This window comes from Spiroplasma endosymbiont of Crioceris asparagi (genome assembly GCF_964020035.1).
Taxonomy (GTDB): Bacteria; Bacillota_I; Bacilli_A; order Mycoplasmatales; family Mycoplasmataceae; genus TIUS-1.
In genome coordinates, this window is sequence record NZ_OZ026475.1 from 637,847 (window position 1) to 662,747 (window position 24,901).

Annotated in this window: 25 protein-coding genes and 1 riboswitch; of the genes, 2 read left to right on the forward strand and 23 right to left on the reverse strand. The window is 27.2% G+C overall.

Annotation, left to right across the window (positions count from 1 at the left end; translation table 4 throughout):
• Positions 1-5: 5 nt before the first annotated feature.
• The 5 genes from rplW to alaS form a co-directional block, all read right to left on the reverse strand.
• Positions 6-290 carry a 50S ribosomal protein L23 gene (gene rplW / locus AACL01_RS03045; RefSeq protein ID WP_339022672.1) on the reverse strand — a complete coding sequence of 95 codons (285 nt, stop codon included), beginning with the start codon at positions 288-290 and terminating at the stop codon, positions 6-8.
• Positions 290-916: a 50S ribosomal protein L4 gene (gene rplD / locus AACL01_RS03050; RefSeq protein WP_339022674.1), complete on the reverse strand. Its 627-nt coding sequence runs from the start codon at positions 914-916 to the stop codon at positions 290-292. The genes rplW and rplD overlap by 1 nt, the downstream gene beginning before the upstream one ends.
• A gap of 13 nt (positions 917-929) precedes the next feature.
• Positions 930-1,649: a 50S ribosomal protein L3 gene (gene rplC / locus AACL01_RS03055; RefSeq protein WP_339022675.1), complete on the reverse strand. Its 720-nt coding sequence runs from the start codon at positions 1,647-1,649 to the stop codon at positions 930-932.
• A gap of 55 nt (positions 1,650-1,704) precedes the next feature.
• A complete protein-coding gene (gene rpsJ / locus AACL01_RS03060) occupies positions 1,705-2,013 on the reverse strand; it encodes a 30S ribosomal protein S10 (RefSeq protein ID WP_339022677.1) in 309 nt (102 codons plus the stop codon).
• A gap of 176 nt (positions 2,014-2,189) precedes the next feature.
• On the reverse strand, positions 2,190-4,868 hold the full coding sequence (gene alaS / locus AACL01_RS03065; RefSeq protein WP_339022678.1) for an alanine--tRNA ligase: 2,679 nt from the start codon (positions 4,866-4,868) through the stop codon (positions 2,190-2,192).
• A gap of 98 nt (positions 4,869-4,966) precedes the next feature.
• On the opposite strand from alaS, the gene AACL01_RS03070 reads away from it, so the two are divergent.
• On the forward strand, positions 4,967-5,842 hold the full coding sequence (locus AACL01_RS03070) for an HAD-IIB family hydrolase (RefSeq protein ID WP_339022680.1): 876 nt from the start codon (positions 4,967-4,969) through the stop codon (positions 5,840-5,842).
• Positions 5,843-5,875: 33 nt separating this feature from the next.
• Here the strand turns inward: AACL01_RS03070 and AACL01_RS03075 are convergent, their stop codons facing one another.
• Positions 5,876-7,219 (reverse strand): M17 family metallopeptidase, encoded by a 1,344-nt coding sequence (locus AACL01_RS03075; RefSeq protein ID WP_339022681.1) that lies wholly within the window; start codon positions 7,217-7,219, stop codon positions 5,876-5,878.
• A gap of 129 nt (positions 7,220-7,348) precedes the next feature.
• Here AACL01_RS03075 and AACL01_RS03080 point away from each other — a divergent pair, with 129 nt between their 5' ends.
• Positions 7,349-8,020: a type III pantothenate kinase gene (locus tag AACL01_RS03080; protein ID WP_339022682.1), complete on the forward strand. Its 672-nt coding sequence runs from the start codon at positions 7,349-7,351 to the stop codon at positions 8,018-8,020.
• On the opposite strand, the gene AACL01_RS03085 is transcribed toward AACL01_RS03080, so the two are convergent.
• The 17 genes from AACL01_RS03085 to arcC all read right to left on the reverse strand — a co-directional run bounded on the left by AACL01_RS03085 (position 8,017) and on the right by arcC (position 24,888).
• Positions 8,017-8,679, reverse strand: a complete 663-nt coding sequence (locus AACL01_RS03085) for a folate family ECF transporter S component (protein WP_339022683.1) — start codon at positions 8,677-8,679, stop codon at positions 8,017-8,019. The two genes, AACL01_RS03080 and AACL01_RS03085, sit on opposite strands and share 4 nt — an antisense overlap.
• A gap of 74 nt (positions 8,680-8,753) precedes the next feature.
• Complete coding sequence (locus AACL01_RS03090) at positions 8,754-10,262, reverse strand: NCS2 family permease (protein WP_339022685.1); 1,509 nt, start codon at positions 10,260-10,262, stop codon at positions 8,754-8,756.
• 75 nt (positions 10,263-10,337) lie between these two features.
• Positions 10,338-10,432, reverse strand: a riboswitch (purine riboswitch).
• Between the two features lie 55 nt (positions 10,433-10,487).
• The gene (gene tuf, locus AACL01_RS03095; protein WP_339022686.1) at positions 10,488-11,675 is read right to left on the reverse strand and encodes an elongation factor Tu; all 1,188 of its coding nucleotides are present in this window, start codon (positions 11,673-11,675) and stop codon (positions 10,488-10,490) included.
• Between the two features lie 91 nt (positions 11,676-11,766).
• A complete protein-coding gene (gene fusA, locus AACL01_RS03100) occupies positions 11,767-13,842 on the reverse strand; it encodes an elongation factor G (RefSeq protein WP_339022688.1) in 2,076 nt (691 codons plus the stop codon).
• A gap of 13 nt (positions 13,843-13,855) precedes the next feature.
• Positions 13,856-14,323 carry a 30S ribosomal protein S7 gene (rpsG, locus tag AACL01_RS03105; protein WP_422397967.1) on the reverse strand — a complete coding sequence of 156 codons (468 nt, stop codon included), beginning with the start codon at positions 14,321-14,323 and terminating at the stop codon, positions 13,856-13,858.
• Positions 14,324-14,351: 28 nt separating this feature from the next.
• Positions 14,352-14,762, reverse strand: a complete 411-nt coding sequence (gene rpsL / locus AACL01_RS03110) for a 30S ribosomal protein S12 (protein WP_339022690.1) — start codon at positions 14,760-14,762, stop codon at positions 14,352-14,354.
• A 110-nt stretch (positions 14,763-14,872) separates the two neighbouring features.
• Positions 14,873-15,061 carry a hypothetical protein gene (locus AACL01_RS03115; protein ID WP_339022691.1) on the reverse strand — a complete coding sequence of 63 codons (189 nt, stop codon included), beginning with the start codon at positions 15,059-15,061 and terminating at the stop codon, positions 14,873-14,875.
• 12 nt (positions 15,062-15,073) lie between these two features.
• The gene (locus tag AACL01_RS03120; protein WP_339022692.1) at positions 15,074-16,075 is read right to left on the reverse strand and encodes a hypothetical protein; all 1,002 of its coding nucleotides are present in this window, start codon (positions 16,073-16,075) and stop codon (positions 15,074-15,076) included.
• A gap of 39 nt (positions 16,076-16,114) precedes the next feature.
• Positions 16,115-16,618, reverse strand: coding sequence for an L-threonylcarbamoyladenylate synthase (locus AACL01_RS03125; RefSeq protein WP_339022694.1), 504 nt, complete (start codon positions 16,616-16,618; stop codon positions 16,115-16,117).
• Positions 16,619-18,040, reverse strand: a complete 1,422-nt coding sequence (locus AACL01_RS03130) for a hypothetical protein (RefSeq protein ID WP_339022695.1) — start codon at positions 18,038-18,040, stop codon at positions 16,619-16,621.
• A 48-nt stretch (positions 18,041-18,088) separates the two neighbouring features.
• A complete protein-coding gene (locus AACL01_RS03135; protein ID WP_339022696.1) occupies positions 18,089-18,874 on the reverse strand; it encodes a HemK family protein methyltransferase in 786 nt (261 codons plus the stop codon).
• Positions 18,875-19,957: a peptide chain release factor 1 gene (prfA, locus tag AACL01_RS03140; RefSeq protein ID WP_339022697.1), complete on the reverse strand. Its 1,083-nt coding sequence runs from the start codon at positions 19,955-19,957 to the stop codon at positions 18,875-18,877.
• Positions 19,958-19,972: 15 nt separating this feature from the next.
• On the reverse strand, positions 19,973-20,572 hold the full coding sequence (locus AACL01_RS03145) for a thymidine kinase (protein WP_422397976.1): 600 nt from the start codon (positions 20,570-20,572) through the stop codon (positions 19,973-19,975).
• Between the two features lie 7 nt (positions 20,573-20,579).
• Positions 20,580-21,524 carry a bifunctional oligoribonuclease/PAP phosphatase NrnA gene (locus AACL01_RS03150; protein ID WP_339022700.1) on the reverse strand — a complete coding sequence of 315 codons (945 nt, stop codon included), beginning with the start codon at positions 21,522-21,524 and terminating at the stop codon, positions 20,580-20,582.
• Positions 21,525-21,533: 9 nt separating this feature from the next.
• A complete protein-coding gene (locus AACL01_RS03155; protein ID WP_339022701.1) occupies positions 21,534-23,375 on the reverse strand; it encodes a hypothetical protein in 1,842 nt (613 codons plus the stop codon).
• Positions 23,376-23,456: 81 nt separating this feature from the next.
• Positions 23,457-23,882, reverse strand: coding sequence for a 50S ribosomal protein L31 (rpmE, locus tag AACL01_RS03160; protein ID WP_339022703.1), 426 nt, complete (start codon positions 23,880-23,882; stop codon positions 23,457-23,459).
• 79 nt (positions 23,883-23,961) lie between these two features.
• Positions 23,962-24,888, reverse strand: coding sequence for a carbamate kinase (gene arcC / locus AACL01_RS03165; protein WP_339022706.1), 927 nt, complete (start codon positions 24,886-24,888; stop codon positions 23,962-23,964).
• Positions 24,889-24,901 lie beyond the last annotated feature (13 nt).

Below are 24,901 nucleotides of genomic sequence, written 5' to 3' on the forward strand. Positions count from 1 at the left end.
CGATTCTATAAATCGTTTAAAATATCTAATTTTTGTCCTTCTTTTAATTTAATAAATGCTTTTTTGTATGATGAAGTTTTTCCTTCAAACTTACCCATTCTTTTAGCTTTAGCGTTAACATTAATTGTTCTAACACTTTCAACTTCAACTGCGAAGATTGTTTCAAAAGCTTTTTTGATTTGTGCTTTGTTAGCTTTTTTAGCAACTACAAAGACAAATTCATTATTTGCTTTTAAGGCATATGTTTTTTCAGTTAAAAGAGGTTTTTTAATTACTTCTGATAAATGCATTATGCGTATACCTCCTCAATTTTTGCGACAGCGTCAACTGTAATTACTAATTTGCTTGCGTTTAATAAATCATAAACATTTAATTTAGCAAACCCAAATGATTTAACACCAGGAATGTTTGAAGCTGATTTATTTAAGTTATCATCTTCTGTTAATGAAACAATTAATGTTTTTTCTTCATCAATTTTTAAATTTTTCATAACTTTAATCATTTCTTTAGTTGATGGTTTTTCAAATTTGAATTGATCAATAATAATTAAATCTTCTTTTTTTGCTTTTAAACTTAATGCTGATTTGAATGCTAGTTGTCTAACTTTTTTATTAACCATTTTTTTGTAGTTAATATTTGGTGTTGGACCAAAAGTGATTCCCCCACCTCTTCATTGTGGAGCTCTAATAGAACCTTGACGAGCTCTACCTGTTCCTTTTTGTCTTCATGGTTTTCTACCACCACCAGATACTTCTGCTCTAGTTTTAACTTTTCTTGTTCCTTGTCTTAAAGCTGCTTGTTGAGCTATAACAGTATCATAAAGAGCTTGTTGATGTGGTTTAATCGCTCATATTGAACTTTTAAGTTCAATATCTTTAACAGATTTACCTAAAACGTTTAGTACTTTGTATTTCATCTTCGCCCCCTACTTACTCTTGTGAAGCTTTTTCTTCAGCTTGTTGATGTGGCTGTTCATTTTTAGTTGAACTTGCTTTTTTTCTTTCAATTAAAACTGAAGCAGCTTTTTTATTTTTACATTTGTGATTTTCTTTAATAATTAAAAATCCTTTTTTAGGACCGGGAACTGATCCTTTAATTAATACAATATTTTTATCTGAAATAATTTTTACAATTTCTAAATTTTGAACTGTAACTTTTTCATGACCCATATGTCCGGCCATTTTTTTAGATTTAAATATTCTGTTGATAATTGCTCCCATAGAACCAATACCTCTGTGGTATCCTGATCCATGTGCCATTGGTCCTCTTGAATAGTTGTGTCTTTTAATTGCACCCGCAAATCCTTTACCTTTAGAAACACCTGTAACATCAATAATGTCACCAGCTTGGAATAAATCTGCAACTTTAATATCTTGGCCAATTGCAAATCCTTCCATGTCTCTTATTTCTTTAACGAAGCGCTTAGGTTGAGAATTAACTTTTTTAAATTGTCCTAATTCTGGTTTGTTAACTAGATTTTCTCTTTTGTCATTTGTTCCTAATTTCAAACTTTTATAACCATGTTTATCTGTTGTTTTAACTTCAAGAACTTTGTTTGGTTCTACTAAAACAATAGTAACTGGAATAAGTTTTCCGTTTTCATCAAAAACTTGTGACATTTCTAGTTTTTGTCCTAAGATTCCTTTCATATTTTTTCCTCCAATTGATTAATCATATATATTTGGTTGCTCTTGCAATGAGTTTCTATAATTTAATTTCTATGTTCACTCCAGTAGGAAGTTGAACTCTTGTTAATAAGTCTATAGTTTTAGCTGTTGGGTTAACAATTTCTAAAATTCTTTTATGTGTTCTAATTTCAAATTGTTCACGTGAATCTTTGTATTTGTGAACAGCTCTTAATATTGTAATAATTTGTTTTTCTGTAGGTAAAGGGATTGGTCCCCTTACTTTAGCTCCAGAAGCTTCTGCTACTTCAATAATTTTTTTCATTGATTGATCAACTATTGCATTATCGTAGCTTTTTAATTTTATTCTGATTTTTTGTTGAGCCATTTTGTCCTCCTTTTGACATAGACAACTCTTGTCTGTGTGTTGCAAGTGCAGTATACAAAATATACATGCAAAAAAAATTATACTCTAATAATTAAGCTAAAACAATATTATTTTAAATATTTTTTGATAAATAATAATTATCTTTATTAATAAAAAAAGACCAAGTTCTGGTCTTTTTACAATATTTTTCCTTGCGCTAATTTTTCATTACCGCCACCTTTTAATTTATATTTAGTTTCATTTCTAAATAACTCAATCGCGCTATATTTATTTTGTAAATCTTTTCCAACAGAGAAAACAACAATTTTAGTTTCTAAATTAAATCCTTTAAAAATTAAATTAGGAAATTTATTTTGTAAGACATCTGATAGTTTTTTAAATCCATTTATATCTAAGTCAGTTGTAATAATTTCAAGTTCTTTATGATCACCCATATCTTTAGGAACTTCATTATAATATTTACGAACATTATTTTCTAGCAATTGATTTTCAATTTGTTTTGAAAACAATTTAAATTTGTTTTTAAAATCATTAACTATTTTTTTTAATTTGAATAAATTTTCTTGGCTAACTTCTAATGAATTTAATTCTTTAATATATTTATCTAATTCTTTATCTTTTTGTATTTTTGAAAAATTATTTAAATATTTGTTCATAACTGAACTTATTTCATTTTTTTGTTTTTCAAATTGCTCGTTTAAATAATTATTAATTGTCTTCAATGAAGTTAACGCATGAAAACGATAAACTCCACTTCCTTTAGATTCGACATTGGTTATAAATATATCTTCAATGTCTGCTAAATTGTCAACGTGTGTTCCCCCACATAACTCTGATGAATAATCACCAAACTTTACTACCCTAACAGTTGAATCATATTTTTCTGTAAAAAATGCAAGTGCCTGATATTTATTAACTGCTTCTTTTATTGAGGTGTAATAAACTTCGCGTTTATATTTTTTTGCAATTGCATTTTTAGCAGATAATAAAATTTTTGTTAATTCTGCTTCAGTTGGTTGTCTATTAAAAGTTATATCAATTCTTAAACCATGATCATCGTTATAACTTCCTGTTTGCATCGCATTTTGTCCAAGCACTTCTCTAATTGCTGCATGCAGTATATGTGTACCTGAGTGATTCTTAGCTGTATGTAATCTTTTGTCCTCATTAACTAGTGTTGAAATGACATCATCAACTTTAATATCAGCATTAAGTTTAACTGTATGAATACTTTGACCATTGGGACCCGATTGAACATCGCATACTTCATGTTTAATATTATTTGCATCAATTAAATATCCGTTGTCGGCTGCTTGTCCACCTTTTTCTGCATAAAATGGCGTTTTATCTAAAATAATATTTACAACGTCATTAGCTTTAGCTATATTTAATTTTTCATCATCTTTAAACATAAATGAAACTTTAGAATCATTTGTTGTTAATGTTTCATAACCGACAAATTTTGAAACAACATCTAAAGAGGTTAAAATACTTGATTGTTTATTTCAAGCTTTTTTAACGTTAGAAAAAGCACGTGAATTTTGTTTTGCTTCCTCTAATAAGTTTTTAAATCCTTTTAAATCAATTTTAATATTATTTTGTTCTGAAATTTCTTTTGTAAGTTCAATAGGAAATCCATATGATTCAAATAATAGCATGGCATTTTTTGCGCTAATTTCTTTTTCAGTTTTTATTAACTCATTAATTATTTCAATACCCTTAGTAACTGTTTTAAAGAATTTCTCTTCTTCTTCTTTGATTGTTGATTTAATAATTTCACTTTGTTTTTCTAAGTTTGTATAAAATGATTTCATTATGTTGATTACAACGTCGACTAGTTTATATAAAAATATTTCATTTATTTTTAATGATTTTGCATAAATACAAGAACGTCTAATTAATCTTCTTATTACATATCCTCTATCTTTATTTGAAGGAAATACACCATCTGCAATTGCAAAAGCACTTGCTCTTACATGATCTGCAATAACTTTGAATGCAGTATTTATTTTTGACTCTTCTTCATTCAATAATAAATAATTTTTAATAGTGTATTTTTCTTTTGTATATTTTTCAATCTCTCTAATTATTGGTAAAAATAAATCAGTTTCAAAATTGGTTGGTGCATTTTGAAAGATTGAAGCTAGTCTTTCTAATCCAGCACCAGTATCTATATTTTTTCTTGGTAATTCAGTGTAATTATTTTTTCCATCATTGTTAAAAGTTGAAAAAACAATATTTCAAATTTCAATATATCTATCGTTTTCAATGTCATCACTTAATAAACGTGTGCCAATTTTTTTTAGATCTCACTCTTCACCACGATCATAAAAAATTTCTGTGTTTGGTCCACATGGTCCTTGCCCAACATCTCAAAAATTTGTTTCTCTAGAGCATTTAAAAATATGATCTTTTTCAACACCCATGTCTTTTGTTCAAATATCATATGCATCATTATCTTTTTCATAAACTGTGATGTACAATTTATTTTTATTTAAACCAAATCATTGTTCACTTGTTAATAATTCTCATGCAAATGTAATTGCTTCTTTTTTAAAATAATCCCCGATTGAAAAATTACCAAGCATTTCAAATAGTGTGTGGTGTCTAGCAGTAACCCCAACATTTTCAATGTCATTTGTTCTAATTGCTTTTTGAGCATTTGTCAATCTTTTTGAAGGCGGATTTAATCGACCGTCAAAGTATGGTTTTAATGTCGCAACACCAGAATTAATTCACAATAAACTTGGATCATTTATCGGTACTAAACTTACAGGATCTAAAAAATGATGTTTTTTAGAAATAAAAAAATCAAGTCACATTTTTCTAATTTCATTAGTTGATAATTTTTTCATTTTTACCTCTTAAAACAATATAAATAATTTTAGCATACACACATTATTATTGTTGACACTAAGCAATTTTATGTTTAAATTATCTTTGTGGAGAAGAAATGAAATTAAAGGATAAAAAATTAAAACGATTAATAATGGTTGATTTAGATGGGACTATTCTTAAATCTGGTCGTGATGAAATGCACCCCAATACTAAGAGAGTTTTAATAAATGCCAGAAAAAATGGACATGATGTTTGCATTATAACTGGAAGACCATTTAGAGCAAGTGAAAAAATATATAACGAATTAGGATTATCAACATTGATGTGTAATTTTGATGGTGCACATATTCACCATCCAAATAGTAGTAATTTTAATCGCATAATTCTTCCTATTAGTGAAGACATAATTTTTCAAATATTAAATGATGATTTAATAAAAACATCCATTTCAAATTTAATTATTGAATCTTATAAAAAAACAATGATTATGAAACATCAAAAAGATCTAATGGATTTTTTCCATATTTCTCTTAATGAAAAAGAATGTGTTGTGGCAAACCCATATGATGAGTGAATTGGTCCATCAACAAACATTGTTCTATTTTTACATGATGAAAAAGATAGAGATATAGTTTTAAATCGATTAAAGCACTATGAAAACTCAATAAAAGTTTCTGTTGGAAATGTTTATGGGGCGGAAGGAAATGAGCACGCAACAAGAAGCATGATCACTTTAACAAATAAATTAATTGATAAGGGAATTGCTACTAAAATTATTGCGCAATTTTATAATAAAGATATTCGTGAAGTTATTGCCTTTGGTGATCAAATGAATGACTATGAGATGATTCAAACCGTTGGTTATGGTGTTGTAATGAAAAATGGTAATTTTGAACTTAAAAAAGTTGGAGGAACAATTACAGAGTTAACCAATGATGAAGGTGGTGTGGGACACACACTTGAAAAGCTTCTTAAAGGCGAAGAATTATAAAAAAAATAATGGATTGCCATTATTTTTTTTATTTTATTTATTTGCCAATTCAAACATTGTTTTCAACATTGGGGCATTCCCTCTTCCGTTTTTATCAGCGGTTGAAGCAATGTCTAAATGAATATATGGTTTTCCTTCTGCAAACACATTTAAAAATGCTGCAGCAGTTGATGATCCAGCTTGTCTTCCTGGCTCAGAATTATTCATATCTGCAATTGGAGATGCATTTTTCATTGCTTCTAAATGATCTTCGATTACTGGCATTCTTCAAATTGGTTCACCAGATTTTTTAGCAGCTAATTCAAATTCTTTGTGAAATGAATCATTTGTTGAAAATGTTCCAGTAAATCATGCACCTAATGCAATATCTATAGCACCAGTTAATGTTGAAGCTTCTACGATTTTGTCTGCGTTTGCTTTTCTAACTGCATAGCAGATTCCATCTGCCAATACTAATCTACCTTCTGCATCAGTATTTCCAATTTCAACTGTAGTTCCATTCATTGAAGTCAATACAGATTCAGTTAAAGTTGCTTTACCACCAATTCTATTATCAGTTAACATTGCAATTGAAATAACATTACATTTTGCTTTTGCTTTTGCAAGTGCCATCACAGCTGATGAACAAATTGCTGCTCCTGACATATCAAATTTCATATCTTTTAAGAAGTTTGAAGGTTTTAAATTATATCCTCCAGAGTCAAAAGTTATTCCTTTACCAACAAAGGCAATTTTTTCGGCATTTTTGTCACCAACATATTCACACACAACAACTCTTGGTTCTACGTGACTACCAGCATTAACACCTAATAATAATCCCATTTTCATTTCTTCAATTTGTTTTTTATTATAAACTGTAACTTTAACACCAGATATTCCTTTAGCTTTTTCAACAATTTTTTCGGCAATATCAATTGTTGTTCCTAAGTTCGGTGGTAAATCTTGTAGATCTCTTGCAAAGTTTACTAACTCTGATTTAATTTGTGCTTTTTCAAATAAGTCATCATACCCTTTGTCAAAAATAAAGTTTATTGTTTTGGATTCACTACTTTTTCCTGTTTTATAAGAAATTTGTTTGTGATTTGCAAAAAATGTTCATTCTACTATTAATTGAAAAATTTGTTCTTTATCATTATAAAAATTTAAAAATGATTCTATTTCAAAATTTACATCATATTTTAAACCTTTTACTAAATTTTTAATAACTTTTTCCAAAGCCCTTTTACATTGTTTTTCTTTATTAAGACAAACATAAATTGTTTTGTCTTCTGAAACAAAAGTAACAGCACCAAAATCTTTTGCAACGAATTCATTTTGAAAATCTTTGTCAATTGCTTTAATGCTTAATTTCATTTCTTTACTATTTTTTGTTATCATTTTTCACCTCGTATATAAATAATTATAATCTAAATATAATTTTTATTTTTAAACAAACAAAAAAAGCAATAATAGTATTTGAATAAAATATATGTATTTAAATTATAATAATAAAAAGGAAACGTAAGGATGATTGCTTTAATTGATATTGGTAATACTAAAATTAAAATTAAAACTTATGAAAATAATACTTTTAAAAATAGTTATGATTTTTTAACAGATGACATTTTGACTGAAAAAGATAAATTTGAAATTATTGATAAAATAGATTTGGTTTTATATAGTTCAGTTGTTAGTGAAGTGGACAACATTATAAAAAAATATTTTAAAGTTAAGTGTATTGAAGTTAAAGAAAATAAATTAAAGCAAACATTTTTTTATGAAAATATCAAGAACATAGGTTCTGATATTATTGCAAATTTTTATGGCTCTCTTAATTACAAATTAAAACATTGATTAATTATTTCTTTAGGAACAGCAACAACAATTAGCGTGATAAAAAATAATAAATTGGTTGATTGTGTTATTCAACCTGGACTCTTAACTTCTCTTGAGGGTTTGGCGATAAAGGTTAAAGGGTTTAAAATTAATACAAATTTAAATAATTGTAACGAAATAACAAAAAATTTAATAATTGGTCATAAACATATGATCAATGGTTTTATAAAAGATTTTAATTGCAACAATATAATTATGACTGGTGGTTATTTAAAATATTTTAAAAATGAGTTTAATTTTGAAAATGTAATAAAAGATGAATTATTAACTTTTAAAGGAATAATAAAAATAAATGAAATTTAAGCTCATTTATTTTTTTTATTTTTAATTGGTTTGTAGATTCAAAAATCAATTTCATTAGTTAATAAAAAACTTTTAAAAAACTTAATTGTGGTTATTAGTAGTGAATTATAAATAAATAAAGATACTGGTAATTTTGCTAACTTAATTGCTAAATCAACATATACTAATTCAGTTAAACCCATTGAATAAATTCAAATTGGATTTAATATAAGTGATTGAATACAAAATATTAAAGAATACAATAATATAATTTTTAAAGTTAAAAAATGCTTAATTCCCATATATTTTATAAGTGCCCCTGTGAAACCTACCAAAACAATATTTAGTAAAAATCCCGCATGATAAACACCTCCACCAATGTTAATTAAATCTCCTATTGTGTCTGTTGCAATTGAAGACAATACTCCCAATATTGGACCAAAGTAAAATCCAATTAAAAACATTAATCATTGTCCTAATGATAGATGAATATTAACACTAAAAATTGAAACATTATAACCTAAAAGATTTGTAAGAATTACTGATAATGCGCATATAACACTTACCATTGTTATATGTAATGTTTTAACTTTAAATTTAAAACCTTCCATAGCAAAAGCAGTAATTAACAATGCAATTACTAACAATCCTGCAATTATATTTGTATAAATAAATAGCATTTTAATTACCTCATATGATTATTGTAATTTAAAAAAAGATAATAAAAAAAAATAGTCGAAACTATTTTTATTTATTATTGAATTGTTGAAAGTCCGATAAAGTAAAGCAAGAAGATTAAACATAAAAGATACATAAATTTATTAATCTCTTTTATTTTTCCGGTAACGATCATTATAAATACATAAATCATAATTGACATGGCTACACCATTGGCAATATTATATGTTGCTAGCATGAATATTATTGAAAATAATGCTGAAATTCCAAACTCTGGTTTTTTTCACTCAATAGAATCAATTTCGCTTATCATCATCATTCCCACAAATATACATGCAGCACTAGTTACACATTGTGGGATTGCTTGAAATATTGGACCAACCACCACTGCTAATAAGAATAATAATCCTGTTATTAAAGAAGCAAATCCACTTCTTGCGCCTTGTTGAACACCTGTGTTTGATTCAATAAATGCTCCCATTGGTGAAGTACATAATGCTGAACCAATAACTGTTGCTGCTGAATCTACAACTAAAGCTTTTTGAGGTATTGTCAATTCTGTGTTTTTAGTTTTATTTACTTGCACTGTTACAGCTGTTAATGTTCCAGTCGCATCAAAAAAGTTTAAGAAAAAGATAATAAAGATTGAAACATACATTGTTGGTGATTTTCATATTTTTGAATTACCAAATTCTGAAAACGTATTTTTCATGTTATCTTTAAAACCAACAAACATATCAGAATAGTGCTTGAATGAATCTTTGATATTATCAAATTTTGAATTAAATAATGCTGAAGTATTTTGGTTAATTATGTTTGAATCTTTTGAAACAACATTTGCGACAATAATAGAAATTATAAATCCAATTATGATTGCAATGATAACTGCACCTGAAACTTTTTTGTAATTTAAAAATATCATAATTCCTAAAGTTAACATTCCAATTAAGATCATTGGATAATTAGTTTTTAGTCTTGATAAATCTGAATTAGGTAAACCACCATTCATTTTAAATCAACCCATGTCTGCAAAACCAATATATGCAATAAATAATCCGATTGAAACACCCATTATTATTATTAATGATTTTGGTAAAGCTTGAATAATATAATATCTCAGAGGCGTTATAGAAAATATTAAAAATACAAAAGATGAAATCATAACAGCTATAAGTGCACCCTCATAACCTAATCATTCATTATGCTCGCTTACTGAATTAGCAAGAGTATATGTGAAAAACACATTTAACCCCATGCTTGTTGATACAGCAACTGGGACGTTTGCAAATAATCCCATAATCATAGTTGCTAAGAAAGTAGAAAGTGTTGTTGCTAAGAAAACTCCTTTTAAACTTATTGTTGTTGCTCCAATATTCATGGGAGCAATTTTTGAGTTGATTGATGCAGCACTACCTAATAATGCTGGGTTAACAGTTAAGATGTAAACCATTGCTAAGAATGTTGATACTCCACCAATAATTTCTTTCTTAAAAGTGGTTTGTAATTTATCAAATTGAAAATATTTTTCAATTTTCATAACAGCTTTGAATTTGCTAAATCTAAAATTTATTGGATCATGATCCATGTGTCCTCCTATATTTTGTTAATTATAAAATAAAAAGTGTAACTAAAGACGTACAAAAAACTTCTCTAGTTACTACTTAAAAAATAGTAAACTTATAATCTAACATTGGTGTTAGGTAGAGACTCCTTCCCGATATGAAGGATTATATAAGTCTTTATATATTTAGTTACATTCCTATTTTATAGAAAAAAAATGGAATCTCTTCCATTTTTTTGATTAATTTAATTATTTAACAATTTTAATAACTGTTCCGGCTCCAATAGTTCTTCCACCTTCACGGATTGAGAATTTTGTTCCTTGTTCAACAGCAATTGGTTTAATTAGAGAAATTGTTAATTCAACGTTATCTCCAGGCATAACCATGTCTGTACCAGCTTTTAATTTTACTTCTCCAGTAACATCAGTTGTACGGAAGTAGAATTGTGGACGGTATTTGTTAAAGAATGGTTTGTGTCTTCCACCTTCTTCTTGAGTTAGCGCATAAACTTGAACTTCTAATTCTGTATGAGGTTTAATAGTTCCTGGTTTTGCAATAACTTGACCACGTTCGATGTCGTCTCTTTCAACTCCACGTAATAATGCTCCAACGTTATCTCCAGCTTCAGCAAAATCTAATAATTTTCTAAACATTTCTAATCCAGTAACAACAACTGTTTTAGGTTCAGCAACTAGTCCAACAATTTCAATGTTGTCCCCAACTTTAATTTTTCCACGTTCAACTCTACCAGTTGCAACAGTTCCACGTCCTGTAATTGTAAATACGTCTTCAACAGGCATTAAGAATGTTTTATCTGTATCACGAGTTGGAGTTGGAATGTATTCATCAACAGCAGCCATTAATTCATTAACACGGTCAACCCATTTTTGTTCACCATTTAAAGCACCTAATGCAGATCCTCTAATAACTGGTGCTGAATCTCCATCAAATTCGTATTGAGTTAATAACTCTCTAACTTCCATTTCAACTAAGTCAATTAATTCTTCATCATCAACCATGTCACATTTATTTAAAAATACAACAATAGCTGGAACTCCAACTTGTCTTGAAAGCAAGATGTGTTCTCTTGTTTGAGGCATTGGTCCATCAGTTGCAGCAACAACTAAGATTGCTCCATCCATTTGTGCAGCACCTGTAATCATGTTTTTAACGTAGTCAGCATGACCTGGACAGTCTACGTGAGCGTAGTGTCTATTTTTTGTTTTATATTCAACGTGTGAAGTGTTAATTGTAATTCCACGTTCTCTTTCTTCTGGTGCATTATCGATATTTGCATAATCTTTAAATTCTGCTCCACCTTGCGCAGCTAACACTTTAGTGATAGCGGCTGTTAATGTAGTTTTCCCGTGGTCAACGTGTCCAATTGTTCCAATGTTAACATGGGGTAAGCTACGATCAAATTGTTCTTTTGCCATTTTAAATTTCTCCTTTTTTTGGTTTTTTAATTTAACATTTTATATTTTACTTTGTTTTATTTTAAACTACAACTAAAATGTTATTATTTTTTTAAGAATTTTTTCCTGATTTTTTTATAATTTCTTCAGCAATGTTTTTTGGTGCTTCATTATAGTGACTGAAAATCATTGTATAATTTCCACGCCCTTGAGTAAATGAACGAAGTTCAGTTGCATATCCAAACATTTCTGATAGAGGAACTTTTGATTTAATTGTTTGTGCATTTCCTCTTTGTTCTGAACCTTCAATTAATCCACGTTTTGATGAAATGTTACCCATTACATCTCCATAGTATTCTTCAGGAACAGTTACTTCAACTGACATGATTGGTTCTAAAATTACTGGTTTACATTTTTTAGCAGCTTCTTTAAGTGCCATTGATGCAGCAATTTTATATGCCATTTCAGATGAATCGACCTCATGCATAGATCCATCAACAATAGTTGCTTTAATATCTATCATAGGGAATCCGGCCAATACTCCATTTTTCATTGAGTCTTCAAGACCAGCTTTAGCAGCATTGATATATTCTTTGGTAATTTTTCCACCAACAATTTTATCAACTCATTCAAAACCTTTATCTTCATTTGGTGCAAATTCAATTACTACGTGACCATATTGACCACGTCCTCCAGATTGTTTGATGTATTTACCATCAACTTTTGCATTTGTTCTAAATGTTTCACGGTATGAAACTTGAGGTGCTCCAACATTAGTTTCAACTTTAAATTCTCTTTTCAATCTATCTACAATGATATCAAGGTGTAATTCACCCATTCCTGCAATAATAGTTTGTCCAGTTTCTTCATCAGTATATGTTCTAAAAGTTGGATCTTCTTCTGATAATTTGTTTAGTGATAAACCAAGTTTTTCTTGATCGGCTTTAGTTTTTGGTTCTAATGCCAAGTGAATAACTGGTTCAGGGAATTTCATTGATTCAAGAACGATTGAATTTTTTTCATCTGTTAATGTATCTCCAGTTGTTGTATCTTTTAAACCAACAGCTGCTGCAATTTCCCCCGCATATACTTCTTCAATTTCTTCACGGTTATTAGCGTGCATTCTTAAAATTCTACCAATTCGTTCTTTTTTATCTTTAGTAGCATTTAAAACATAACTACCTTTTTTTAGAACTCCTGAATAAACTCTAAAGAATGTTAATTTTCCAACAAATGGGTCAGTCATAATTTTAAATGCTAGTGCTGAGAATGGTTCACTATCAGCAGCTTTTCTTTCTGCTTCTTGTCCATTTGCTAAGATTCCTTTAATTGGGGGAATATCTAATGGGGAAGGTAAATAATCAATAACTGCATCTAGCAATAATTTAACACCTTTGTTTTTAAATGCTGAACCAGCTAATACTGGAAAGAATTCAGCTGAAAGAACACCTTTTCTAATTGCAGATTTTATTTCGTCAATTGTTAATTCTTCACCATCTAAGAATTTCATCATTAATTCTTCATCATATTCAACGGCTGTTTCAATTAATTCATTTCTTAATTTTTTTGCTAAATCTAATAAGTCAGCAGGAATTTCAATTTGTTTTGCCACTTCTTCTGCTTTACCATCAAAGTGTCATGCTTCCATTTTAACTAAATCAATAATTCCATCAAATTGATCTTCTGCTCCAATTGGTAATTGAATTGGTGAAGCTTTTGCTCCCAATCTTTCACCAATTGATTTTACTGAATATAAAAAGTCAGCACCAATTTTATCCATTTTGTTAACAAAAACAATTCTTGGAACTTCATATGTTGTTGCTTGTCTTCAAACTGTTTCAGTTTGTGGTTCAACCCCGCTTTGTCCATCAAGAACAGCAACTGCTCCATCAAGAACTCTTAATGATCTTTCAACTTCAACTGTAAAGTCTACGTGACCTGGAGTATCAATAATGTTAAATCTATGATTATGTCAAAATGCTGTTGTGGCAGCTGAAGTGATTGTGATACCACGTTCTTGTTCTTGTGCCATTCAGTCCATTTGTGAAGCACCTTCATGGGTTTCACCTATTTTGTGAATTTTTCCAGTGTGAAATAAAATTCTTTCTGTGGTTGTTGTTTTTCCAGCATCAATGTGAGCCATTATCCCAAAGTTTCTTGTTTTATCTAAACTATAATCTCTTGCCATAAAGTCTCCCTAACTATCAACGGTAGTGAGCAAACGCTTTGTTTGCTTCTGCCATTTTATGAGTGTCTTCTCTTTTTTTAACAGATGCTCCTGTACCATTTGATGCATCTATTAATTCATTTGCTAATCTTTCAACCATATCTTTTTCATGTCTTAATCTTGAATAATTAATTAATCATCTTAAAGCTAATGTTGTTTGTCTTGTGCTAGAGACTTCGATTGGAACTTGGTAATTAGCTCCACCAATTCTTCTAACTTTTAATTCTAATTGAGGTTTAATATTTTCGATCGCTTTTGTAAACACTTCAACTGGTTCTTTTCCAGTTTTTTGTTTAATAATTTCAAATGATTTATAAAGAATGTTTTGTGCAGCACCCTTTCTTCCATCATACATAATTTTATTAATTGCACGTGTTACTAATTTTGAATTGTATATTGGATCTGGTAATACATCTCTTTTTTCTGCTTGACCTTTACGCATAATTTTGTCTCCTATTTAATAAACCTAATTATTTAGGTCTTTTAGCTCCGTATCTTGAACGTGATTGTTTTCTATCTTTAACTCCAGTAGTATCTAAAGTTCCTCTAATAATGTGATATCTAACCCCTGGTAAGTCTTTAACCCTACCACCTTCAATTAAAACAACACTATGTTCTTGTAAGTTGTGACCTTCACCTGGAATATAAGCAGTAACTTCCATTCCATTTGTCAATCTAACCCTTGCATATTTTCTTAAAGCTGAGTTAGGTTTTTTAGGCGTCATTGTTGCAACCCTAGTACAAACACCTCTTTTTTGAGGTGAACTAGCAATAATTGTTTTTTTTCTTAAAGTATTAACACTTTTTGTTAAAGCTGGCGCTTTAGTTTTTCAAGTTTTTTCTTTTCTTGGTTTTTTAACCAATTGATTTATTGTTGGCATTCTTAATTTCCTCCACAATACCGTGTGTATTGAAAATACTTTATTATTATACACAAATTTTGTTTTTATTAATTTAAAAAAAAAAAAAAAAACGTTTTCACGTTTTTGATTTACATGTGTGCTTTTTTATTTTTTAATAATTTTTTTTCACTTTTAATTGCTTTTAATTCTGATTTTTTTTGTTTTAATAGCATTTTGTGTTGTTTAATATCATTTTTTGTTGTGTTAATTTCATTTTGTTTTTCAACTATTTTTTCTTTAACTTCATTGATTTTGATATTGTAATTTTCTTTATCCATTTTAATAAACTCCTAATTATTACTCATTATTAATTTAATTCTATCATATTCTTCTTTTGATTGCTTGTTTCTATCAATACGCCCAGGTATCAATGATGAAGCAATGGGTTTTTCAACCACATTAATGATTGAAGGTTGTTGTTTACTTTCAACATTATTATTTTTATTTGTTTTAATATATTCTGCTAAATTTTGAATTTCTGATTCTTGTTGTTTAATAGCAGTTCAAATTCTATCTGAATCACTGTTAATGTGTTTGTGAATGTGAATTGCATTTAGCTCAGCTTGTGTCATTGGTGCTGGAACTTCATCTTCTTCGTCATCATCATCTTCAACTATTTCTGGTTGTGCACTTGCTATTGCAGAAGCATTGTCTAAAATTTGTTGTGGATTATATGGTTGTTGTTCTTCGAAAAGATCATTGTTATTAATGTTTTCAATTTCCTTTAATGAATTATTAATATCTTCAGCAAGGAATTGATCATTTAAACTTGTTTCCGCAGCAACCATTGGTGTTACTTCATCAAGTGGCGTCATTTCCTCAACTAGTAATCCAGTTTCAGCAGTTTTGAAATTCAATTTTTTTTCTCGGTAATGTCATTCTGAAAATAATCCTAAGAAAAAGTTTGCTAAAAGGGTTGATGCTGCGACTAAAACATTTGCGGTAAATCCATGGAAAAGTGCAACAAACGCTAATATAAATATTGCAAGACATGATACCATTCTAAACATGTTTGCTTTTTTAAATCCACGAATAAACATAATAATATTTGCAGTAAATAAACCATAAGCTACAAAGCTTGTAATTGTAAATAATAAAGCAGCTTTTTTAATATTGAAATTTATATTTATCAATTCTTTACCAGCTCAATTATAAATATCAATAAATGATTTTTTGTTATTGTAAAAATTAACTGCAGTTTTATTGCTAATTTCTGGCAAGTAATAAATTAAATATATTCCAATGCAAAGAGATAATATTATTCAAACGAATACTAGTACTAATTTTTTCATTTTTTTGTTTCCTATAAGCATTATTATAATTATACACACTTATCTTACATAAGTTTTATTAATATTGTCAAAAATTTTAGATGGAATGCAATTATTTTTACCATTTCAGTAAAAATTGTCGCAACTATTTATTATTTTTTTGAAAATTTTTTTATCACAAATATAATTTTCAGCAGAAAAATTAGCAGAAGTGGAATATATTGGACCAACTTCGTCAATTATGCTTTTTAAATAACAATTATCCTTTATTAATCTATAGGCAACATTTTTTGTTTCATTTCCAACAATAACAGTTGTTGGTATATTGGATTTTAATTTTTCAATGGCTTCATTATCTAAATTAAATTCTTTAACCATTTCCAATGAAGAAATTAAAATAATCAATTTTTTGTCAAGCTCGCGCTTTTTCATTTTATTAATTCTAGTTTGATTTTCTTCATTGCCTGCAATAGCACTCAATCCATAAACTGTGTCAGTTGGAATTAAAACTATTTCATTATTTTTTAGTTTTTCAATTATTGAATCAATGTTTTTTTTGTTCATCTACAAATACCAATTATCTTCTTCAAAATATAATGTTTTAGCTGATTTTCTAATTTCTGCTAAATGTTTATTAAAGATATCAACAAATAATATTAAAGTTGTAATTAAAATACCAATACTTATAACAATTAAAGAAACCAACTCAATCCCGTGTGGTCAATTATATTCAATTCTAAAATCATCTTTATTTTTATTTGGGAAAAAGTGTGTAAATATTGCCATAAATGAACTATTTTTTTTCGGATCACTTATTAATTTTTCGAAATCTTCTTGAATATGGTTTTGCCAATTATCATAAATGTCTGCCATTCTAATCATTGAGTAAAATCCAGATAGAATTAACATTAGTAAAAAAACAAATAAAATCAGTGATTGTACAATAACAATCTTAATTTTAACTTCTCATTCCCTAATATAATACATTGCAAATAAAACTAAGAATGCAAAAACAGAACTTAATAATATCATTTGTATTTGATTTATTTCAAAGAAAGACACGCTGACTCCATCAACATCGTGGAAAAAAGAACCATATTTATTGTATTCTGTAGAAAATGATTTTAATAAAGCTGGCGCAATGTTAATTCAAACTAATAAACTATTTAAAGAACCACTTCCATGAGATAGTGAAATTAAATAAACAATTTGGGGCAATGCAATAATTGTTGTTGTAATAATAATTCACATTGATAAATTTTTTTGTGAAACATTCATAATCTTGCTAAAAAAATTAACCGCTTTAGATTTACCAATTCTTTTTGTCACTGTTTTTCTTTCAATTTTTTCAATAATTTTTTTATCTTCAATATTCAATGTTCCTAAGTCAAATAAAATTTTAGCAAAGTAAATCATTATGACTAAAATTCTAAATAAATTAAATCATCACACACTTTTGTTTGTTGTTCAACTAAAGTGTTTTGTATTTGAATTTATTTGTATTAAGTCCAATATTTGTTTTTTTATAGAATCACTTCATGCTAAGTTGGCATTACCTTTACTAGTTACAAATTCCACTAAAATAGTAAATCTATAATAATTGTATTCAGCAACTGCAAAAAAAGTTGACGACAAAAATAATAAAATTATAATTATAGAAATATAAATAATAATATTAGAAAGCCTAACTCTCATTTTTATAAGCAACGGAGAAAATAAAAATAAGATTAAGCCTAAAACTAAAAGAAAAAATGCTACCGATAAGAAAGCAACTATTGAAACTTTGCTTGGCGTAACATAACTTCCAAAAGCATTTTTAAATGTTTTTATATTATCAAAATAATAATTAGTACATTTATCAGAAAAGAAAATTCCAATAAAAGTAAGATTTGTTAAAAACGCAGCCAAAAAAATAAAAAAACCAAAAATAATAATTTTTTTAGATAAAATATTTCGTTTTAAAATTTTAAATTCTGTTTTTTCCATTTCGGCCTTTTATTTATATATAATACAACAATTTTAAACTAAATAAAATTAGGTCAAATTACTCAATACAAACCATCTTCAATTACCAGAATAGTCTTTATAATATTCAATATTTTCATTAATAAATATTTGTTCTAGCTTTTCTTTTTGTTTAAAACCAAATTCACAATATATTTTTCCATTAGGTTTTAGAATTTTTTTATAATCTTTTTTAATTTTGTAAAAAAACTCAAGACCTTCTTGTTTGGCGTACAAAGCAATTTTTGGTTCATATTTATTTACATTTTTTTCTACATTAACATCGCCCTTTAATATGTATGGCGGATTAATTATTACAAAATCTGCTTTTAAATTTTTTTTAATAAATGGTTGGAAAAAATTTCCCCTCAAAACACTGGCATTAATTTTAAATTCTTTTAGATTTTTTTTGGTGCATCTTATTGCTGATTTTGAAATGTCTGATAAATATAAGTTACTATTTTTATTTTTTAAAAATGCACTTATTCCTAAACAACCAGTTCCACAACAAATATCAAATATTATTTTATTATTAAGATTTTCTTCAATAAAATTTTCTATGATAACTTCAGTTTCAAATCTTGGTATAAGGACTTTTTTATTAACAATAAATCAATTCTCAAAAAAAAATCTGCGACCTGTTATTTGAGATAATGGCCTTTTAGATTTTAAAATTTTTTTTATTAATTTAATTCCATCATTTGTCAAAATATCATTTTTAATATAATTTTTAAATGAAAAAAAATGCAATAAAATGTTGTAATCAGTTATTGTCATTCTTTTCTTTAATTTTTCACTAAAGTCATCAATTTTCATTTAAATATTATTCTTTTCAATTAATTGTTTTTGTTCGTCTTTAATTAATCCCTCAATTATTTCATCAATATTTCCTTCCATAAATTGATCTAATTTTTGAAGAGTCATATTTATTCTGTGATCAGTTACTCTATTTTGACCATAATTATAAGTTCTTATTTTTTCACTACGATCTCCAGTACCAACAGCATTTTTTCTCAATGAGTCTGCTTCTGATTGTTGTTTTGCTTGTTCTGCTTCATACACTTTTGATCTAATCATCATCATTGCAGTTGCTTTATTATCATGTTGACTTCTTCCATCCTGAGAAGCGGCCACTATTCCAGTTGGTATGTGTGTTATTCTAACTGCTGAATCTGTTGTGTTAACATGTTGACCACCAGCACCTGATGATCTATATGTATCAATTCTTAAATCTGATGGTTTAATTTCAATTTCAACATCATTCATTTCTGGTAAAACAGCAACTGTAGCAGTTGATGTTTGAACTCTTCCTTTTGATTCAGTTTTGGGAACCCTTTGTACTCTATGAGACCCTGATTCAAATTTAAGTTTAGAATAAACATCTTTACCTTTTATCATTAAAGATATTTGTGCAAACCCACCAGCAGGTGAATCTGATCTGTCCAAAATATTAATCTTTCAATTATTTTTTTCAGCATATTTAGAATACATTCTAAAAAGATCTCCAGCAAAAATATTTGCTTCATCACCACCAGCTGCACCCCTAATTTCCATAATAATATTTTTATCATTATTTGGATCCTTAGGTAAAAGCATTAAGTGAATTTCTTCATTTAGTTTATTCATTTTTTCTTCTGATTCTTCAATTTCTAAAGCTGCTAATTCTTTTAAATCTTTATCTTTTTCAGTTTTTAATATAGTTTTAGCTTCCTCATAATTTTTTTCGGCAGCTTTATATTCTTTATACTTTTCAGCAACATCGACAATAGCTGACTTTTCTTTATTTAATTTTTTAAAGTTTTCCATGTTTTTTGTAACATTAGGATCAGCTAAATTATTATCTATCAATTCAACTTTTTTTAAGATTGCTTCTAAAACTTCAATTGTTTTTTTATCCATATTTTTCCTTTATCATTATTTGGGTTTTACATAACAATGTCGACATCTTGCTTGATATTCATTTGCCCCTGAAATTAATATAATTGGAGAATCAGGTGATGCTTCTTCTCCTTTTTTAATATCAATTCTTTGTGTTTTGTTTGCTAATCCACCGCAAACAAAACAAATGGCTGATAATTTTTCCACATATTCAGCTTGTGGCAATAATTCATAGACATTTTTAAAAGGATTAGACATGAAATCTTTATCTAGTCCATTAGCAACTATTATATATCCATTATCTGCTAATTGAGAAACAACATCTACAATTTTTGTATCAAAAAATTGTAACTCATCAATGCCAATAACATCAACTTTTTTTGTTTTTTCAATTTCATTTAAAGCCTTTAATAATTCTTCAGTGTCTTTAACAGGTACAGCATCAATGCTAACACCGTGATGTGTTTGAACTTTTGTAACTGAATATCTTTTATCAATTTCTGGTTTAAATACAACAATGTTTTTTTTACCATATTTATATCTTAGGAGTCTTCTAATAAATTCTTCTGTTTTACCAGCAAACATACACCCAACAATTAATTCTATTCAACCTGTTTTATAATTTAAAATTGGCATTGACATTTTATTGACCCCCACTATTTTCTATTTCTTCAATAACTTTTTTGATGTCATTAAAATTATTTAAAGAGCAACCGGCTGCATATTTATGACCGCCCCCATTAAATTTTTTGGCAATGTTATCAACATCTAAATACTTAGATCTAAGTGATAATTTTATTTCAGTATCATTTTTTTCATAACCCAAAAATCACAAATCTATTTCTTTTAAACCACTCATTAAGCTTAAACACATTTTAACGTTTTCTAAAGAAACAATGTTTTCATAGTCTTCTTTTTTAATTATTAAATAAGCATATTTTTTTTCTTTATTTCAAACTATTTTAGAAAACATTTTGTTTTTTCATATTTGCAAATTAAGCGGTATTGAATACAAGGATGAATAAATATCAACATGGTTAATTCCTAATGAAAACAATTTTGAACCCATAATCATTGTATTTTCGTTAACTTCATTATACAAAAAGCGCCCTGTATCTGTTACTAAACCTTTAAATAAATTTTCTGCTGCTAATTTATTTATTTTATATTTCATTGCTAATGCTCATTCAAATATAACTTGAGTACAAGCAGGAATGTGTTCATCAATTAATTTATAGTCACCAAAATCAGAATCAGTTTTTTTGTGGTGATCAATCTTAATTATTTTATTAGCTTGATTTCAAAATTTAAAATCAATTCTTTCAAAATTTGCAACGTCAACTGTTATTAAAAGTGATTCCTTAATTAAATTTTCATTTAATTTTTTATCATCAAATGTTTCATTTTTATTTAAGTTATCCCCAACTATAAAAACATTTTTATCTTTATAATTTTCTTTAATAATTTCTGCTAAACCAACTGCGCTCCCTTGTGCATCTCAATCGGGCATGACATGTTTGGCAATTATAATATTTTTATATTTTTTTATAACATTTGAAATGTCTTTGTAAATTTTATTTTTAGCCATGCTTTCCCTCTATATAATTTTTAAAATTGAATTGAAGTCAAAATAAAGCGAAACATTTTCATCAATTTTATACTTGTTATTGCTTTGAAATGAAATGAAATGTCCTTGATTATCAATGCCAGAATAAAGATTTGAACCAGCTTCACCAACACCTAAAACTTTCACTTTTATTTTAATATAATTACTTTCTAAATTTTTTTTATTATCTTTAATTCCAAGAGGATTTAAATAGACAAAACCCTTTTTCTTAAATTTAATATTTCTACTATTATTTAATGTTTTTCCCATAATTTTTATAGTGTTGTTTTCTTCATAACGATAAGCGATTTTGTTTTGTTTGCCAAGAATTTTATCAATTTTGACAATATTTTCTTTTAAATAATCACTTAAATTAATTTGCATTGTTCTGTGATCATTTAATTGATAAATATTATCTTGTGTAAATGAAATACTATTTAAGACTTCATCGATAATTATTATTGATTTATTTTTTTCAGTTTTTAGTACATTGCTTAAAGTTTTAAATAAATCAAGCAATTCATTTTCATTCATGTTTTTGGTAATTTTATATAAAATAATATTTTTTCGATCAAACAAAAATGATTGAATTATTTTGACATAACTAGTATAAAGATTATTTTTAATAAAAATATTTTTAAAATTAATTCTTAATTTTCCAGTTAATCTTTCAACATCTTTTTGAACTTGTGTATAAATATTTTCTTTTTTCTTTTGAAGCATTTTTTTGTAGTTTTCAAAGTTAGCGGGAATTCCATAAACTAATTCACTATTTAAAACTTTCTCATGATATTCATGTGTCCACTCAACAATTTTTGATCTAAAAATAATCATTTCATCATTTAAACCTTGAAAAATAATTTTCTCTTGTTTTTCAATAAAGTTTTTACGTTCATTTTCAGAAATAACTACTCAAGGACAAATCTCATCAATTTTTTTTATTTTTTTCTTAGTTTTTTTATTAACGTATGAAATAATTTGTTGTGTTAAATTATTTAAAATAAAGTTGTTGGCTTTAATTTTTGACTTCAATCTTGAAACCTCAATATCAATCAAACTTAATTGTCTTTTTACTATATAAAATGTTTCTTTAAAGGCTAATTTATTTAAAACTTCTTTTTTATTTCTTAAAAATGTTTTTTTGTTTTTATATTCACAAAAACACATATTTCTCATATCCACAAGCGTATATATTTTATCTCACAAACTTTGATAGAAGATTTTTAGTAAAGCTTGTTGTCTAAGTTTTTCATACATAAAAAAATACTCTTTAAGAAGATTTTTTAAATCATTACTAAAACCGAATTCTTCTAATTCAATTTTTTTGTTGTTGTATTCCATTCTTTGATCAAAAAAATCTTTTACCATTTGTGTTTCAACTTCTTTTACTGAATTAACAAATGCTCTAAGTTTTTCATCAATCTTTTCTTTAAGTCTAAGTTCTGTTAAATTATTCTTTGATTGCTTATAACTTAAATATTCAAATTTATTCTCATAATAATTACTTTTATATTTTTTAAAAGCTTTGGAATCTAACAACACAGAAAAATAAAAATATATTTCTTTTGTCACAAAACGTCGTCAAATTTCATTAGGTTTAATTGAAACTATTTTTCTTTTGGTTCATGAACTTGCAACCCTGTCATATCCATTTATTTTAAAAACTCCTGACTTAATATTATTTTTTCCGTTAAGTGCAAGATAAAAATTTTTAAGCAATAAAGATTCTTCTGAAATCACAAATTTAATCTGATTGTTTCCAATTTCAAAATCTATTTTTTTGGGCTTAAATTGTTTTTTAGTAAACTCTAATTTTTCAATTTTATAACTCATAATCTATCCTATACATATTTTAATATGTTTTCTTAAATAAAAAACCAGTTATATTAAAACTGGTTTTAATTAATGATTAAATTATTTTTTTGCTTCTGTTTCTTTGTTATTTACTTTAACTTCAGAAGTTTTTTCTTCTTTTTTAGCGGCTACTTTAATTTCTTTAGTTTCACCATCATTAGAACTTGTTACTTTTGATAATTCTTTTAAGTCTGATAAATCTCTAACTATTTTTTCTTTTTTATTATGTTTTTTATTTTCTGATTTAGTTTCAAAATGTTTTGCCTCTAATTTTTCTTTTTGAGCAAATCTCTCTTTGAATTTTTCAACCCTTCCTTCAGTATTTGAAAAGTTTTGTTTTCCTGTGTAAAAAGGGTGGCATTTTGAACATGTGTCAATTCTTACGTCTTGTGATAATGTGGTTCCAACTATTAATTTATTACCACATGTTGCACAAATAAAGGTTGCGTTGTCAAAATATTTAGGATGTATATTTTCTTTTGGCATGTTATTCTCCTTAACAATATATTAGATTATAACAAATAATTAATAAAATTATAAAGATAATAAGTTTTGAAAATATATTTTAAAATATTTTAGTTCCTCCCTTTCCATGAATAACATTTTTTGCTTCCTCTAATGAACCTATATAAGACTCAATTTTGGTTTTTTCTACAAAAGACATAGCTGCTTGAATTTTGGGCAACATGCTTCCTGGAGCAAATTGATTTTCATCAATATATTTTTTACAATCTAATAATGAAATTTCATCAAGACTTATTTGGTTTTCTTTTTTATAATTAATCATTACTTTGTTAACTGCTGTTAAAATTATGAACTTGTCTGCTTTAATTATTTCTGCAACTTTTGCTGCTGCAAAATCTTTATCAATAACTGCTGCCACACCAACATATTCATCTTTTTCTTTAATTACAGGTATTCCCCCACCACCAGCTGTTATTGTGACAAAATTAGATTCCATCATTTTTTTTATCACTTCTTTTTCAACTATATCGATAGGTTTTGGGGAAGCAATAACTCTTCTTCATCCTCTACCAGCATCTTCTTTAATTGATCATTTGTTTTCAGATGCTAATTTTTTAGCATCTTCTTCTTTATAAAATGATCCAATTGGTTTAGAGGGATTTTGAAAAGCAATATCATTTTTATCAACAACTGTTTGAGTAATTATGGTGGCAACATTTTTATTAATTGACCTTTTTGAAAGTTCAAAGTTTAAAGCATTTTGAAGATGATAACCAATATAACCCTGACTCATGCTTCCGCATTCAGGAAAATCAACAATTGGAGAATTTTTATTTACCTCATTTGCTAAACTAAATCCTAAATTTATCATTCCAACCTGTGGGCCATTTCCATGAACAATTGTTAATGAATGTCCCTCTTCAATAATATCAACTAAATATTTAGCTGTGTTTTTTACTATTTGTTTTTGTTCTGAGGGTGAATTACCAAGTGCATTACCCCCAATAGCTATTACTATTTTTGACATATTTTTTCCTTTT